The sequence below is a fragment of the Spirosoma aerophilum genome (assembly GCF_054782495.1).
In genome coordinates this window covers 547,816-564,900 of the sequence record NZ_BAAGSJ010000013.1, presented here as the reverse complement: position 1 = coordinate 564,900, position 17,085 = coordinate 547,816, and the positions used below count along the sequence as shown (strand labels likewise).

Below are 17,085 nucleotides of genomic sequence, written 5' to 3'. Positions count from 1 at the left end.
TTCCGAATGTCGGGCCGGTCGACTGATCCGACACTCGGAACGACAATAAAATACCCTTCTTTTCTTCTCTATTATGATCTGTACCGCCCGATTTACGCTCCTGTTCATAACGGTTTTAACGCTCGCGAAATCAACGTTCGCGCAAAGGCAGCAGATCACAGTAGCGCAGGACGGCCATGGGGACTTCACGACCGTTCAGGCAGCCCTGAATTCGGTTCCGGCAAACAACAAAAGCCGTATCGTGATTCGTATCCGGAAAGGCGTTTACAAAGAAAAACTGAAACTGGATTCGACGCAGCATTTGGTAACGCTTATCGGCGACGATAAAGCCTCGACTATTCTGACGTATGACGACTATTCGGGTAAAGTCGGGCCTGATGGGGTCAAGTTTCGGACGTTCACGTCGAGTTCGGTTTCTATTTTCGGAAATGACTTTCGGGCTGAAAACCTGACATTTGAAAACACATCGGGGCCGGTAGGCCAGGCGGTAGCTTTGTATGTTACCGGCGACCGGGCGGTCTTTATCAACTGTCGTTTTCTGGGCTTCCAGGATACATTGTACACGGGCATGCCCGACCACCACGCCCGGCAATATTACAAAGACTGCTACATCGAAGGGACAGTCGATTTCATTTTCGGGTCGGCAACGGCAGTGTTCGAGCACTGTACTATTTTCAGCAAAAAAGAGGAAACCTATATTACAGCTGCGGCTACACCCGAGGGAATGCGCTATGGTTTCGTCTTTATGGATTGCCAGCTTTCGAGTCAGGCCCAACCGGCAAGTGTTTATCTGGGTCGTCCCTGGCGGGATTTTGCCAAAACAGTTTTTATTCGCTGTCAACTGGGTGCCCATATAAAGCCCGAAGGCTGGCATAACTGGGACAAACCCCAGGCTGAAAAGACAAGCGTTTACGCTGAATACGAGAGTTCAGGTCCTGGAGCAAATCCCATGAAACGCGTCGGCTGGTCGAAGCAGCTTTCCAGAGAAGACGCGAAAGCGTATACGGTTCAACGTGTTCTGGCCGGAGATGATCACTGGAAACCAACGCTATAACCAACCCTTTACCCATGCCTCGCCTACAAAAAATCATCTTTTTAAGCTGCCTGAGTCTGCTGGCCTTCGTATGCCCTCCAGGTCACATCACCGTTTACCTGATCGGCGATTCGACCATGTCGATCAAGCAAGTTCGCGCATACCCCGAGACGGGCTGGGGAATGCCGTTTGCCCACTTCTTCGATGAAAGCGTCACCGTCGATAATCGGGCACAGAACGGACGCAGCACCCGAACCTTCATCGAAGAAAATCGGTGGCAGTCGGTAGTCGATAACCTGCACGAGGGCGATTATGTCTTTATCCAGTTTGGCCATAATGACGAAGTGAAGACTAAGAAAAGCTACACGACCGAAGCCGAGTTTCAGAAAAACCTAAGCCGGTTCATCACGGAAAGTCGGGACAAGAAAGCCATTCCCATTTTGCTGACACCGGTAGCCCGTCGACAATTTGATGAAGGGGGTAAAATTCAGGATACGCATGCCGTTTATGCTGAATTGACGCGCAGGGTTGCCAATGATGCCCATGCGCCACTGATCGACATGAACGCCCAAAGCCAGGCGCTTTTGCAGCAGTTCGGCCCTGAAAACTCCAAACTTCTCTTCCTTCAACTGGCACCGGGTGAACACCCCAATTACCCCGACGGTAAAGATGACAACACCCATTTTAACGAACTCGGTGCCCGAAAGATGGCGGAACTGGTGTTGGTAAACATCAAATCCCAAAAGCTGGACCTGGCCGACCGAATCGTAAAACCACAATCTAGCAAGTAAATTGTATAGGGCATTACGTTTCGCTGATTATGGCTTACTTATGTAGCACGGCATACCAATCCATGCTACATAGCCGCAACCTAACATCACTGGCAGCCTAAGGCGTGTTTTAATTATTCAGCAAAAAGACTTCATTTCTATTTTATATCTCCTCAAATGCGTAAAGCCGCTTTCCTCCTTCTGCTGGCATTCATTACCACCGCACAGTACACATTGGCGCAGTCGGTCGATGGCCTGACGGGCGTTCGCGACACGTCCTTCACCGTTTGGGGAACGTATCAAAAACTGAAGAGGGAATACCCGGCCATTCAGATTGTGCAACCGACGCTCCCTACGGGTGTTAAAGCCGCCACCAATGTGGTTTATTGTGAGCGCAATGGCCGATCCCTGTACCTGGATGCCTATTTTCCGACCAAGATGAACACTAAAAAAAGGCTGCCCGCGGTATTGCTCATTCACGGGGGCGGCTGGCGTTCGGGCGACCGTTCGCAACAGATTCCGATGGCACAGCAACTAGCTGCCAATGGGTACGTAGCCGTTACGGCCGAATATCGGCTTTCGACCGAAGCTCTATATCCGGCGGCTGTTCACGACTTGAAAGCGGCTATTCGCTGGCTGCGGGCTCATGCCACCGAATACCGGATCGACACGACTAAGATTGCCGTACTGGGCTGTTCGGCAGGGGGGCAACTGGCCGCTTTGCTGGGAGCCACGAATGGGGTTACCAAACTGGAAGGACAGGGTTGTGCGGACGGCCATTCGAGCGATGTGCAGGCTATTGTAGACGTTGATGGGGTGCTGGCGTTCGACCACCCCGAATCGGCAGAAGGCAACGACAGCAAGTCCATTTCGGCGGCTACGTACTGGTTTGGTGGGCCAAAAGAACAAACGCTGGAATTATGGCATGAAGCGTCGGCCCTGACTTATGCCAAGCAGCAAACCGTCCCTATCCTTTTCCTGAATAGCTCAGCCGAGCGTATGCATGCCGGGCGCGATGACCTCCGCAAACAACTCGATGCGCGCGGTATTTATTCCGAAGCGCATACATTTGCCGATGCACCACACCCTTTCTGGCTATATCATCCTTGGTTTGAGCCGACGATGAGGTATACGGTAAATTTTCTGAATAAAGTGCTTAAAAAGTAAATCCGGCCAGCCTATGGACCTGCGCCAGCTTACTGAGCCTGCTCGCAGGCACGTAAGTAAAAGTTACCGACAATGCTTTCGAAAAAACAGATTTATCCCTATTTAGCGACAAAAATGGGTAAACTGAGGATAACCACCTGTAAACACCTGACCTTAGCAAGAACATAACGGCGAATGATTCACTATACCCATCCCAATCGAATACTTGTTGCCCTGGATTGTATCATTTTCGGATTCGATGGTGAAGAGCTTAAATTACTGCTCATCAAGCGCAACTTTGAACCGGAAAAAGGCCGCTGGTCGCTGATGGGCGGCTTCCTAAAGGAGGAAGAAGATCTCGAATCAGCTGCGCAACGCATTTTATACGATCTCACCGGCCTGACGAATACCTACCTCGAACAACTGCAAACATTTGGTTCCGTGAACCGCGACCCCGTTGAACGGACCATCTCGGTTGTGTATTACGCACTGGTCAACATTCAGGATCAGGATATCAACGCCATTCGGGCACACAACGCATCCTGGATCGGCCTGAGCGAAAAACCGAACCTCATTTTCGATCATAACGCCATGGTTGATCAGGCCCTGCACCGGCTCCGGTACAAAGCGGCCCTGCACGCCATCGGTTTCGAACTTATGCCCGAAAAATTCACGATTCCGCAACTTCAGAAAGTGTACGAGGCCATTTACACCAAACAACTCGACCGCCGTAATTTCAGCCGCAAAATTCTCTCTACGGACCTATTGATCAATACCGGCGAAAAGGATACGGTTTCGGCCACAAAAAAGGGGCAGCTCTACCGACTGAACGCAGAAAAATATCAGCAATACCTCACCGATTACGTTAGTTTCTTCCCTGAACTGACTTTGGCGTAGTTCACTTTACTACTCATTGTCAATCCGTTAGCGCTATATCGAGCCGTTACAGGTAGAAAAATAATTACGTTTTGTCATGGAAATAGCTAATAATATAGTAGTATTGTGTCAGTTATACACTATTCCATAAACGCACTTTTCTTTAAATGCCGGATAGTCCTCAAAACAGTATCCGGCGCTATTCTTTTCCAACATGACTGATGCTTATGTTATTGGTGTTGACTTCGGCACTGACTCGGTCAGAGCCCTGATCGTCAATGCACATACCGGCCAGGCAGTGGGCACGCACGTCCATGAGTACGCCCGCTGGAAAAAAGGCCTGTATTGCGACCCGGCAACGTCGCAGTTTCGGCAGCACCCACTCGACTATCTGGAAGGTCTGGAAGCCACCATCACGGGTGCTTTGGCACAGGCTCCTTCCGGAGTTCGAGACCAGGTTGTTGGTATTTCCATTGATACAACCGGATCAACGCCGGGCCCGGTTGATGAAACCGGACTTCCGCTGGCCCTGCGCCCCGATTTTGCAGAGAATCCCAACGGGATGTTCATTCTCTGGAAAGACCATACGGCCAACGCCGAAGCCGAGGAGATCAACACGCTGGCGCACCACTGGGATACGGATTACACCAAATATGTTGGGGGCATTTATTCGTCGGAGTGGTTCTGGGCCAAAATGCTGCGAACCCTTCGCGTCGATGAGGCCGTCCGGCAACACGCCTTCTCCTGGATCGAACACTGCGATTGGATGTCGGCGGTGCTTACGGGCAACACAAATCCACTGGCTTTACACCGGTCGCGTTGTGCAGCTGGTCACAAAGCCCTCTGGCATAGCGAATTCGACGGCCTGCCGTCTGAAGAGTTTCTAACCAAGCTCGACCCCCTGTTAAGCGGGCTACGCGATCGGTTATTTACGGATACCTATACTTCCGACTTGCCAATGGGTAATCTCTCAGCCGAATGGGCAGAGAAGTTAGGATTATCGACCAAGGTTGTTGTAGGTGTGGGTGCCTTCGATGCGCACATGGGCGCCATTGGGGCCGAAATTGAGCCCTACGCCTTCGTCCGGATCATCGGTACATCGACCTGCGATATTCTGATGGCCCCGAACGAAGAGATCGGCCACCGGCTGATCCGGGGCATTTGCGGCCAGGTCGATGGCTCAGTAGCACCGGGAATGCTCGGTCTGGAAGCTGGACAATCGGCGTTCGGCGATGTATATGCCTGGTTTGCCCGCCTGATTACCGGCCCTGTCCGCGAGTTGCTGGGCAATGAAGCGGCCGATACGATGAGTCAAAAACTCATCCCGCATCTATCCGAACAGGCTGCTCAGTTACCGATCACACCAAACGACCTGATTGCGCTGGACTGGATCAACGGTCGGCGGACACCCGACGCTAATCACACCCTCAAGGCCGCTATTTCCGGGCTCAACCTCGGTACCGACGCGCCTAAAGTATTCAAGGCACTCGTGGAGGCAACGGCTTTCGGTTCCCGCAGCATTGTCGACCGATTCATTGAAGAGGGTGTCCCGATCAAAAAGGTGATTGCCATTGGAGGTGTTGCCAAAAAATCACCTTTCGTCATGCAAACCCTCGCCGATGTGCTTAACAAGCCCATTCAGGTTGCCAGCGCCGATCAGGCCTGTGCGTTGGGTGCGGCCATGTGTGCATCCGTTGCCGCTGGCGTTCATCCCTCTATGGAAGCGGCTCAGCAAGCGATGGGTTCGGGCTTCGATGCCGAGTATCACCCACGCCCGGAACACGTTGCTACCTATGAAGTGCTGTATCAGCGGTATTTGGCATTAGGCGCGTTTGTCGAGAATAAGTAAGGTTCTGTATAACGGAGTTACGTGTTGTCGGGTCTGAGGACCCGACAACACGCTCAGAGACTAAAACGCGGTTTTAAGAAACCGCACACGTCAGTTTTAAGAGACTGACGACACATAATTACATATTAAAAATGCTCAATCTGAAACAATTTGAAGTCTGGTTCGTAACGGGTAGCCAGCACTTGTACGGCGAAGAAACGCTGCGGCAGGTGACCGAACATTCACAAATCATCGCCCGGTCGTTCGATCAGTCGTCGTCGATTCCCGTTCGGGTCATCTTTAAGCCGGTGGTCAAAACGCCGGACGAGATCTATGCCATTTGCCAGGAAGCCAATGTGGCCCCCAACTGTGTCGGTATCATTACGTGGATGCACACATTCTCACCCGCCAAAATGTGGATTCGCGGGCTGACGATACTGAAAAAGCCATTGCTTCATCTGCATACGCAGTTCAATCGCGATATTCCCTGGAGTTCGATCGATATGGACTTTATGAACCTCAATCAGTCGGCTCATGGCGACCGGGAGTTCGGGTTCATCATGTCGCGGATGCGACTCAACCGTAAGATCGTGGTCGGCTACTGGGAACAGGAAGATGTGCTGACGAAAATTGCTGACTGGAGTCGGGTGTCGGTAGCCGCTTATGAACTGAAAACCATGAAAGTGGTTCGGTTCGGAGACAACATGCGGCAGGTCGCTGTCACGGATGGCGATAAAGTAGCCGCTGAAATGACGTTCGGAATGTCGGTAAATACGCACGGCATTGGTGATCTGGTAGCGGTGATCAATCAGGTGACGGACGCGGAAATTGACCAGCTGGTAGCCGAATATGCGGATACCTATACCTTGATGGACTCCCTCCTGCGCGGTGGGGCGCAGCATAGCTCACTTCGGGATGCGGCCAAAATCGAAATTGGGCTTCGGGCTTTTTTACAAGACGGTAATTTCTCGGCTTACACCGACACATTCGAAGACCTGCACGGCATGACCCAACTGCCGGGCATCGCTTCCCAGCGGCTCATGGCCGAGGGCTATGGTTTCGGTGGTGAGGGTGACTGGAAGACGTCGGCGATGGTACGCACGATGAAAGTGATGGCGTCGGGTCTGAAAGGCGGCAACTCGTTCATGGAAGATTACACCTACCATTTCGATCCGGCTAACCCATTGGTCTTGGGTTCTCACATGCTCGAAATCTGTCCGTCCATTGCCGTGGACAAACCCACCTGCGAAATCCATCCGCTGGGCATTGGCGGCAAAGCCGATCCGGTGCGGCTGGTATTCAACGCGCCCGCTGGCCCGGCCATCAACGTTTCTTTAATTGACCTCGGCAACCGATTCCGTTTGCTGGTCAATGAAGTCGAAGCCGTAGCGGTACCCGAAGCGCTGCCCAAACTACCCGTGGCGCGTGCCATCTGGAAACCCCTGCCCGATATGCAAACGGGTTGTGCCGCCTGGATTCTGGCCGGTGGTGCCCACCACACGGTCTACAGCCAGAACCTGACAACCGACCATATCGAGGATTTTGCGGATATGTTTGGTGTCGAATTAGTTGTCATTGACCGTAACACGAACCTTCGTCAGTTGAAAAACGAATTGCGCTGGAGTGAAGTGTATTATAAGTAGACGAGTGAAACGAGACCAACAACGTAGACTGCATGTGGAGTTAGTTTTAAAACTACATCGCATTTAAGTGTAATACATGGTCTGCGTCTTCATTGTCTGGGTCAAGCTCCAGCTTGGCCTTAGTTTTACACGCAACGGCCAAGCTGGAGCTTGACCCAGACAGCATCACGAAGGGTTAGCTCAGCCTGACCTTCTATTTGAGACCACGAACTTTTATGAAAAAACAAATCCTAACCCTTTCCTTTGCCTGCCTGAGCCTTCTGGCCTCAGCGCAGAACAAAGTGACGCTCAATGCCGGAGACGGCAAAACCATCATTAGCCGCCACATTTATGGTCACTTTGCCGAACACCTGGGCCGCAGTATTTACGATGGCTTTTATGTAGGTGAAGGCAACACGAAGATCCCCAACAAAAACGGGGTACGACTCGATGTGGTCAGCGCTTTGAAGAAGCTAAAAATCCCGAATCTCCGCTGGCCGGGTGGTTGCTTTGCTGATACCTACCACTGGAAAGACGGCATTGGTCCCAAAGCCAAACGGCCCAAAATCGTGAATACCTGGTGGGGTGGTGTTACGGAAGATAACAGCTTCGGTACCCACGATTTTCTGAACATGTGCGAACTACTCGGCACTGAGCCCTATCTGGCCGGTAACGTGGGCAGTGGCACCGTGCAGGAATTGTCGGATTGGGTGCAGTATGTCAACTTCGAGAAGAACAGCCCTATGTCGAACCTGCGCCAGCAGAACGGACGCCAGATTCCCTGGAATGTAAAGTATTGGGGGGTAGCCAATGAAGCCTGGGGCTGCGGGGGCAACATGAAGCCGGATTTCTACGCCAACCTGTATCGCCAGTACAGCACGTTCATGAACGCCAATGTGGGTAAAGAGAAGATCTTCCGGATTGCGTCGGGAGCCAGTGACGATGATTACAACTGGACCGAAACGCTGATGAAGAATATTCCGTCGAAAATGATGGAAGGGCTGGCCATGCACCACTATTCAGTGCTATCGTGGGACGCAGGTAAGAAAAGCTCCGCCACGCAGTTTACCGACAGAGAATACTTTAAAATTATGCAACAGGCGTTGTTGATGGACGAACTGATCGAAAAGCATTCGGCGGTTATGGACAAGTACGACCCCGAGAAAAAAGTGGCCCTGATCGTTGATGAGTGGGGCGGCTGGTACAATGTCGAGCCGGGTACCAATCCGGGGTTCCTGTATCAGCAAAACACCATACGCGATGCGGTGCTGGCCGGAGCCACGCTCAACATTTTCCACAAACACGCCGAACGCGTGCGCATGGCAAATCTGGCCCAGGCCATCAACGTACTGCAATCGGTGATTCTGACCAAAGGCGACAAGATTCTGTTAACGCCAACGTATCATGTGCTGGAAATGTACAACGTGCACCAGGACGCGACGCTGTTGCCGGTAAATGTTAAATCGGAGGATTTCACCTTCGAAAAAGAGAAGCTGCCCGCCGTATCGGTATCGGCCTCCCGCGACAAAGCCGGGAAGGTTCATATTTCGCTGGTAAACATCGATCCAACAAAACCTCAGGAGATTTCGGTGGACTTGAAAGGTCTTAAAGCGGCTGGCGTAACCGGACGCATTCTAACGTCTGCCAACGTCAGGGACCACAACACCTTCGAGAATCTGAACAAAATCAAACCGGTTGCCTTTAATGGTGCCAAGCTAAACGGCGACAACTTAACCGTAAGCCTGCCGCCGGTATCGGTCGTGGTGCTGGAACTATAATAAGTGAAAGAGTGAAAGAGTGAATGAGCGAAAATTTGCTATCTTCTTTCACTTTTTCACTCTTTCGCCCTTTCACTCTTTCGCTCTTTAACCATGTATACATCCCTAAAAGAAGAATGTTACGAGGCCAACATGCAGCTTCCTAAACTGGGGCTGGTACTGTTTACCTTCGGCAATGTGAGCGCGGTCGACCGCGACCGGGCGGTGTTTGCCATCAAGCCCAGCGGGGTCCCTTACGAGCAGTTGACTGTCGATGACATCGTGATTTGTGATTACGATGGGCTTGTGGTGGAAGGCAAATTACGGCCCTCGTCGGACACGAAAACCCACGCGTTGCTTTACAAAACCTGGGATACCATCGGTGGCATTTCGCATACGCACAGCACCCATGCGGTGGCCTGGGCACAGGCGGGTATGGACATCCCTATTTTCGGGACAACCCACGCCGACCACACCCACCAGGACATTCCCTGTGCTCCTGCCCTGACCGACGAGATGATTCAGGGCGATTATGAACACGAAACAGGTCATCAGATCTTCAACTGCTTTGCCGAAAAAGGATTGATCAATACCGAGATGGAGATGGTCCTTCTGCAAAACCACGGTCCGTTTACCTGGGGCAAATCGGCCGAAAAAGCCGTGTATAATTCGGCTGTTCTGGAGGAACTCGCCCGCATGGCCTACCTGACCTTACAGATCAACCCCAACACGCCCCGCATCAAAGACACGCTTCGCCTGAAACATTACGAGCGCAAACACGGCAAAAACGCCTACTACGGCCAGGGTTGTTAACACTGCGTAGGGTATGAATAAGACTCGTCATTCTTTACTGAAAGGGCTCACACCAATGAGATATAAAAACGCTGTGTATCTCTGTGTCTACCCCTTGACAAAACCCCTAAATCCTCAATAGTTCATGAAGTTATTGACCCAACTCGTATCCCTGGCTCTGTTAACCAGTTGCTTAACTATGACCTCCTGCTCATCCAAGAAAGAAGAATCCGACGACAAAAAGCCGGGTATTGAAAAAACAACCTACGGCACCCTGCCCGACGGCCAGACCGCCGACCTGTTCACCCTGCGCAATGCTTCCGGCATGACGGCAAAAATCACGAACTACGGCGGCATTATCGTGGCGCTCGAAACTCCTGACAAAGACGGTAAGTTCGAAGATGTCACGCTGGGTCAGGACTCACTGTCTGCCTATGTCAAAAACAACCCCTATTTCGGGGCGCTGATCGGGCGGTACGGCAACCGCATTGCCAAAGGCAAATTCACCCTCGACGGCAAAACCTACAACCTGTTCATCAACAACATGGGCAACCATTTGCATGGTGGAAAAGTGGGTTTCGACAAGGTTCTCTGGACAGCAACCCCGGTCGAGGGGGAGGAACCAGCGCTTAAACTCGCTTATACCTCGAAGGATGGTGAAGAAGGTTATCCCGGCAACCTATCGGTGGAAGTGACGTATACGTTGCAGAAGGACAATGCCCTGAAGATCGACTACAAGGCAACAACTGATAAGCCAACGGTGGTGAACCTGACCAACCATACGTATTTCAACCTGACGGGTGGTGCCAAGCGCGACGTCCTCGATCATGTGGTGACCCTCAATGCCGATAAGCTGATCGCCGTCGACGAGACGCTGATTCCAACCGGCGAACTGAAACCGGTTGCCGGTACAGCTTTCGACTTCCTGAAGCCGATGGTAGTTGGTTCACGCATCAACGATTCTACCGATACGCAGATCAAATTTGGCGGTGGCTACGACCACGGCTGGGTACTGAACGGACCCGCCAACGAACTGAAGCTGGCTGCTACTGTCTACGAACCCACTTCGGGCCGCGTAATGGAAGTGAAGACAACGGAACCCGCCATTCAGTTTTACACGGGTAACTTCCTCGATGGTTCAGTAACAGGTCGCGAAGGATTTCCGTATAAAAAACGGTTTGCCCTTTGTCTGGAAACGGAGCATTACCCCGATTCGCCAAACCACCCGGCTTTTCCAACCACGGTGTTGAAACCCGGCGAAACGTACAAAAGCACAACCATCTACCAGTTTTCGACGAAGAAATAGGCAAAAAGGTTTTTAACCACAGAGGCACGGAGGCCACAGAGAATTGTCGAGGTGAGATTCTCTGTGACCTCCGTGCTTTTAGATTGCAAAGGTTTTTAACCACAAAGAAACAGAGGTCAAAGAGATCTGCCGAGGTGAGAATCTCTGTGGCCTCCGTGCCTCTGTGGTTGATAAAAAAATCTTTATGGTAGGTCGTGCCAACAGCCCATGTGTCACGACCTTTTTCATTCTATTATGGCTGATCAACCCATTACTGACCGGGCAAAAATGCCCGAAACATTCAACCCCGTTCTGGAACGCCGAACCGTTGAAAACGCAAACCGAAATTTACTCAAATACCTGCGTCCGGGCATGTCCGTACTCGATGTGGGGTGTGGCTCCGGGGCTATTACGCGCAGTATTGCTCACATAACCGGTTCAACTGGTTGGGTACTGGGCATTGACCCCAGCGAGAGTCTGATCAATCAGGCCAACCAGCAGGCGGGTGATACGCCTGGTATTGCCTTTCAGCAGGGTGATGTGTATTCGTTTGATACTGCAGAGCGATTCGATCTGGTAACCTGCGCCCGCACGCTGCAATGGCTGGCAAAACCCGAAGCAGCCATCCAAAACATGAAGCGGTTCGTGAAGCCGGGTGGCCATTTGGCTATTCTTGACTTTAATCACGAGAAAATCAGCTGGACACCCGAGCCACCCATATCCATGCGGACCTTTTACGATGCGTTTCTGCAATGGCGACAGGATGCCGGTTTCGACAATGCCATCGCCGACCATCTGGAAGCAATGATGCATACCGTTGGCTTCGAGACAGTACAGGTAGAAAACCAGTTCGAACTAACTCACCGAAATGACCCTGACTTTGCCACAGCCAGCCGATTATGGGCCGAAGTTGCCGAATTGCGCGGTCCCCAACTGGTCATTGCCGGGTACATCACCGACGATCAGAGGAAACAGGCTATCGCAGATTACGACCACTGGATTGCCGCCGTTGGTGAGTCGATGACGGTGTATCTACTAGCCGTTGAAGGACATCAACCTGCTTAGTTGGCAAACGCACTAAGCAGCCTGTTCCCTTTATAGGTGTGTCAAACCCAGCCTTTACTTTCCGGCACGTTCCAAAAAGAGAATAAGATGATTTCGCTCGACAAGCTGGGCGACCGGTTAGGTAATTAAAACATTTATCGACCTTTTATACACTAGCCTCTGCTTATAAATCCTGCCAATGACGTACAAACGGCTGCTCCTCTTTCTGTTGTCTGTGTTGCTTTCAACATCTCTCCATGCGCAGGACATAGAGCAGTGGGGCCGCTTTGAGAAAAGCTTCATAGTCAAACCTCAGAAGAAACCGTTCACCGGGGTGACGTTAACAGCCGTTTTTTCAAGCGCCGACAGTTCGTATTCCGTTTCGGGATTCTACGATGGAAACGACACTTTCAGGATTCGGTTTATGCCACAGCAAACGGGGAAGTGGCAGTATAAAACCACCAGCAATGTAGCCGAACTCAACAATCGGAAAGGGGAATTCACGTGCGTGAAAGCTACCAATGGCCATTCCGGTATCGTTCGGGTTAGCGACACGTATGCGTTCCGCTATGCGAATGGGCAACACTATTACCCCTTTGGTACGACGGCCTACGCCTGGACACATATGGGTGCGGGTACACAGGAAATCACGCTCAACTCATTGAAAAAATCGGGCTTCAACAAGCTACGGATGTGCATTTTCCCCAAGAATTACGAGCTGGTTTCTGAGGAACCACCCCTGTTTCCATTTGCGGTAAAGGAAATTACAAAGAACCGGGCGGGCAAAGACTCTACGATTTGGGATTTTGACACGTTTAACCCGGCTTTTTTCCAGCATCTCGAGAAACGAATCGACGATTTAAATAAACTGGGCATAGAAGCCGACTTAATCCTCTTTCATCCTTACGATAAAGGCCGATGGGGTTTCGATGCTATGCCTAACGAGGTGAATATCCGCTACCTCAAGTACCTGATTGCCCGCGTTGGCTCCTTCCGAAACGTCTGGTGGTCACTGGCCAATGAATGGGATTATGTCAAAAGTAAGACCGTCAGCGACTGGGACATACTGGCTAAAACCATCGCCCGGAATGACCCCTACAAGCACCTGTGCTCGATACATGGCGCTACAGCCACCTACTACGACTACTGGAAACCGGAATTTACGCATGTGAGCATACAGGACGAAACCCCCGTTCAGTCGCCCAATGCAGCCGCCTTGCTCAGGCATGTTTACCACAAACCCATTGTGCTGGATGAGGTCGGTTACGAAGGTAATCTAAAATCGCGCTGGGGCCGGTATAGCCCCGAAGAGATGACTCATCTGGTCTGGAACGGCGTACTGGGCGGCACCTATGTTACACACGGCGAATGCTACATGACCAACCCGACGGACACCATTTTCTGGGCAAAAGGTGGCGAATGGAAAGGGACAAGCTGGAAACGAATCGCCTTTCTGAGAACCATCGTCGAAGCTTTCCCGAACCCACTTTGCCTGTCGGACGTTAGCCGTGATAATTTCACAGCCACGGCCGGTGAAGGTCAGTATCTGGTGTATTTCGGGAAGGACGTGAACGAGAGCTGGCTGTTTAACCTCCCGGTTAAAAATGCCTCGTATCGAAAGCTAACAGCCGGAACCCGATTCAAGGTTGAGGTGATCGACACTGGAGAGATGACGATACAGACAAATCCGCAGATTTTCGAAACTGCCAAAGAGAACGACTATCGGCTCTACGATAAAGACCTGAAGAAAGTCAGGCTACCGGCCAAGCCCTACATGGCCCTTCGGATAACCGAAATCAAGGAATAGCCCCATTAGCTGCACCTACAATTCAACATAAATACAGGTTCGGATAATGAATAAAGATAACGTGAATAATGAGTTTTAGTCATTCCGGCCGCAGGGGTATCTTCTATAAGTGGGCACATTCCGTCTTATCCGAAGATCCCTCCTACGGTCGGGATGGCTAAATAACGTGAATAATGGGTTGATTAGCTTAAAATCTAGCTTACACGCAGTTATCACCCACGTTATACAGCGATTAGATCAAAAAGATTTCACCACAGAGGCACAAAGAACACAGAGGTTGATCAGGGAATAAAGTTTCCTAATCAACCTCTGTGTTCTTTGTGCCTCTGTGGTGAAATCTTTTTGATCTAGCCTGGATTCTGATCTTCAGTTAAACGAATGCTAACCAGCATTTAGCCATTATTCACGTTAAATAGACATCATCTTAATAGCTGATTGTAAGTCACTTATTTTTCAAATAATACCCATCATTCACATTCCCAATATCAAACGGTAATGATCCGGTCTCTGGAAATCGTTCGCCACTCCTCAGTGACACGGCCGTCTTCAATGGAGTAACCCCGTTCGTACAAAGCCACCGTTGGGCATATGTGGTTCGGCAGACCATATAAAACGTCCCCTACCTGATACGAATGACCAGTTGGGGCTTCGACCACCAAATGCTCTTCACTTTGCCCGATAGCTTTTAGCTCCGGGGCGTTGAGAAAGGTAACCCGCTGGGCCAAATCACCTTCAGCCGCAACCGATTTATGACCCAGATCCAGGCAAACTTTCGTGGCATCAGGCAGCGAAATAACCCTGGAGACGACCAGCGCTGCCGTCAAAAATGGCTGTTCGGTTAACACACTCTGGTAGCCTCTGTCCCAGTAGATAAACGTGCCGGGACTGCACTCTACCTCAGGTCGTTTGGCATGGATTGGAAAAGTAGGGCTACCCCCAACAACAAGAACCGGCTTGGTATACCCCTGCGAGGTGAGCGTCTCGCTTACTAACTGAACGGGCCAGAAGGCCGCATCGCACTGGGTGGTACGAACCGTTATATCCGGATCGCGCAGGTGGCCATCGTAAGCGTGGAGCCCCACTGGCTGCACACCCGGCAGCGTATCCAGTTCAGCGTATAATGTCAGCACGGCACCGCCCGGAGCGATACCCGTTCGATTCATACCCACGTTCAAATCGATGTACACGGGCACGACTTGATCAAAAGCGATGGCCAGCTCAGACAACTTCCCGGCGGTCGCCAGATTATCGACCAGGCAGGAAAATTTCGTTTCCGGATAGGCGTTCATCAGGCTCAGCAGCCGATGCATTTTAGCTTCATTGGGTTGATAAGCCAGCAGCACATCGGGGGCACCAATCATGGCCAGCATTTCGGCTTCGGCAATGGTGGCACACTTGAACTTTGTGATGCCTGCATCCAGCATCAACTGGCAGGCTTCCCGCGACTTATTGGTTTTCACATGTGGCCTCAGCCGACTGACCTTATCGACTCCTTTGATCAGAAAAGCAATGTTCTGTTTCACCCGATCCGGATAAATCACCAAAGCGGGCGTATCGAGTTGGTCGATATCGTTGATCAAATACCAGGGCGTTTGTTCCATGGATCAGACCAGTTCGAATAACGCTTCAATTTCAACCGGGATATTGCCGGGCAATGAGCCCATGCCCACCGCCGACCGAACACCGATTCCGTTATCTGGTCCCCAAACGGCCGAAAACAGTTCACTGCATCCGTTGATCACATAAGGGTGCTCCTCAAAATCGGGGGTACAGCCCACCATACCCAACACCTTGATAACCCGCTTTACCCGGTCGAGGCTACCCAGATTGGTACGAATAGTGGACAGAATGGTAAGCCCCACCTGTTGAGCCGCCCGTTTGCCCTGATCTTTATCCAGATCAGCACCTACGCGCCCAACGATCAGGCTTTTATCGTCCTGCACCGGCCCATGTCCCGATACATATAGGTATTTTCCGTCGATCAGGAATGGTTTATAGACGCCAAGCGGCTGGGGAGCGGGTGGCAGGGAAAGGCCGGTTTCGGCAAAGGCTTTTTCGGGAGATACGAGTTCAGACTGCATAAAAAATCGAAAGAAGTTTAGTCAAAAAACAAAACATCCGGAGTCGTGTTTGGGTAATCCAGAACGGACACGCTCCTGAATAGTCTATTCGCAAACTTAACCGAAACTATCGGGTTAACTGAACAACAAGAATAAATTCGTCAGGTTTAAGCTCTAGCTTTGCCCGATTTGTGTGAGATAGGTAAAAGCAGGCGAGAAGCAAATAGCTGCCTTTTGGCGTTAAAAAAGTATGAAACGTATCGTAACCAGTACCCTGATTCTTTTGGTGGCTTTTCTCTGGATTGCCGCAACCCTCCCCCAACGGCCAACCCTTTATCTGATTGGTGATTCGACGGTAAAGAACTCCAACGACAAAGGCGATGGGGGCATGTGGGGCTGGGGGCATTTTATCGAGTCTTATTTTGATACGACCCGCATTCAGATCGAAAATCACGCGATTGGTGGCCGTAGTAGCCGGACGTTTTTGACCGAAGGACGCTGGGATAAAATCAAGGCAGCGTTAAAGCCGGGCGATTATGTGATGATGCAGTTCGGACATAACGATGCCAGCCCGGTCAATGATACCCTGCGGGCTCGCGGAACGATCAAAGGCACGGGCGACGAAACCCAGGAAATCGACAACCTGATCACGAAAAAACATGAGGTAGTACATAGCTACGGTTGGTACATCCGCAAATACGTAACCGATACAAAAGCAAAAGGAGCTACACCCATCGTTTTGTCACTGGTGCCGCGAAATGCGTGGAAGGACAAAAAAGTGGTTCGTGGAGACGACGACTATGGCAAATGGGCCGCCGAGGTGGCCAAAGCCGAATCGGGCGGCAAGAACGGTGCCTACTTTATTGACCTGAATGAACTGGTGGCCCGCAAATACGATGTTGTAGGTGACTCTACACTCCTTCAGGCCACCTACTTCGTCAAGGACCACACGCACACCAATGCCGCCGGAGCCAAAGTCAATGCGGCCTCTGTCATTGAAGGCTTAAAGCAGTTAAAAACCTGCCCGCTAACCAAGTACCTGAACGAGTAAGCCTTCGTCCCGTT

14 protein-coding genes are annotated in these 17,085 nt (G+C 51.2%); 12 read left to right on the top strand and 2 right to left on the bottom strand.

Translation table 11 applies throughout. The features are described from left to right. Positions 1–73: 73 nt before the first annotated feature. The 11 genes from ACYVK4_RS13875 to ACYVK4_RS13825 all read left to right on the top strand — a co-directional run bounded on the left by ACYVK4_RS13875 (position 74) and on the right by ACYVK4_RS13825 (position 13,960). Positions 74–1,054 (top strand): pectinesterase family protein, encoded by a 981-nt coding sequence (locus ACYVK4_RS13875; RefSeq protein ID WP_461128115.1) that lies wholly within the window; start codon positions 74–76, stop codon positions 1,052–1,054. Between the two features lie 14 nt (positions 1,055–1,068). Continuing rightward, entirely contained in the window at positions 1,069–1,824 is a 756-nt protein-coding gene (locus ACYVK4_RS13870) for a rhamnogalacturonan acetylesterase (RefSeq protein ID WP_461128114.1), read from the top strand. Between the two features lie 156 nt (positions 1,825–1,980). Then, positions 1,981–2,970 carry an alpha/beta hydrolase fold domain-containing protein gene (locus ACYVK4_RS13865; RefSeq protein ID WP_461128113.1) on the top strand — a complete coding sequence of 330 codons (990 nt, stop codon included), beginning with the start codon at positions 1,981–1,983 and terminating at the stop codon, positions 2,968–2,970. 174 nt (positions 2,971–3,144) lie between these two features. After that, entirely contained in the window at positions 3,145–3,846 is a 702-nt protein-coding gene (locus ACYVK4_RS13860; protein ID WP_461128112.1) for an NUDIX hydrolase, read from the top strand. 193 nt (positions 3,847–4,039) lie between these two features. Beyond that, positions 4,040–5,674: a ribulokinase gene (locus tag ACYVK4_RS13855; protein WP_461128111.1), complete on the top strand. Its 1,635-nt coding sequence runs from the start codon at positions 4,040–4,042 to the stop codon at positions 5,672–5,674. A gap of 131 nt (positions 5,675–5,805) precedes the next feature. Then, the gene (gene araA / locus ACYVK4_RS13850) at positions 5,806–7,296 is read left to right on the top strand and encodes an L-arabinose isomerase (RefSeq protein ID WP_461128110.1); all 1,491 of its coding nucleotides are present in this window, start codon (positions 5,806–5,808) and stop codon (positions 7,294–7,296) included. A 215-nt stretch (positions 7,297–7,511) separates the two neighbouring features. Next, the gene (locus ACYVK4_RS13845) at positions 7,512–9,053 is read left to right on the top strand and encodes an alpha-N-arabinofuranosidase (RefSeq protein ID WP_461128109.1); all 1,542 of its coding nucleotides are present in this window, start codon (positions 7,512–7,514) and stop codon (positions 9,051–9,053) included. Between the two features lie 93 nt (positions 9,054–9,146). Next, on the top strand, positions 9,147–9,845 hold the full coding sequence (locus ACYVK4_RS13840; RefSeq protein WP_461128108.1) for an L-ribulose-5-phosphate 4-epimerase: 699 nt from the start codon (positions 9,147–9,149) through the stop codon (positions 9,843–9,845). A 124-nt stretch (positions 9,846–9,969) separates the two neighbouring features. Further along, positions 9,970–11,130, top strand: a complete 1,161-nt coding sequence (locus tag ACYVK4_RS13835) for an aldose epimerase family protein (RefSeq protein WP_461128107.1) — start codon at positions 9,970–9,972, stop codon at positions 11,128–11,130. Positions 11,131–11,364: 234 nt separating this feature from the next. Continuing rightward, positions 11,365–12,174, top strand: a complete 810-nt coding sequence (locus tag ACYVK4_RS13830; RefSeq protein ID WP_461128106.1) for a class I SAM-dependent methyltransferase — start codon at positions 11,365–11,367, stop codon at positions 12,172–12,174. Between the two features lie 178 nt (positions 12,175–12,352). Beyond that, positions 12,353–13,960, top strand: a complete 1,608-nt coding sequence (locus ACYVK4_RS13825; RefSeq protein ID WP_461128105.1) for a DUF5060 domain-containing protein — start codon at positions 12,353–12,355, stop codon at positions 13,958–13,960. Between the two features lie 485 nt (positions 13,961–14,445). Here the strand turns inward: ACYVK4_RS13825 and ACYVK4_RS13820 are convergent, their stop codons facing one another. Both ACYVK4_RS13820 and ACYVK4_RS13815 read right to left on the bottom strand, forming a co-directional pair. Next, the gene (locus ACYVK4_RS13820; protein ID WP_461128104.1) at positions 14,446–15,561 is read right to left on the bottom strand and encodes a D-TA family PLP-dependent enzyme; all 1,116 of its coding nucleotides are present in this window, start codon (positions 15,559–15,561) and stop codon (positions 14,446–14,448) included. Positions 15,562–15,564: 3 nt separating this feature from the next. Beyond that, complete coding sequence (locus tag ACYVK4_RS13815) at positions 15,565–16,041, bottom strand: RidA family protein (RefSeq protein WP_461128103.1); 477 nt, start codon at positions 16,039–16,041, stop codon at positions 15,565–15,567. 229 nt (positions 16,042–16,270) lie between these two features. On the opposite strand from ACYVK4_RS13815, the gene ACYVK4_RS13810 reads away from it, so the two are divergent. After that, positions 16,271–17,071, top strand: a complete 801-nt coding sequence (locus tag ACYVK4_RS13810; RefSeq protein WP_461128102.1) for a rhamnogalacturonan acetylesterase — start codon at positions 16,271–16,273, stop codon at positions 17,069–17,071. The last annotated feature ends 14 nt before the right edge of the window (positions 17,072–17,085 follow it).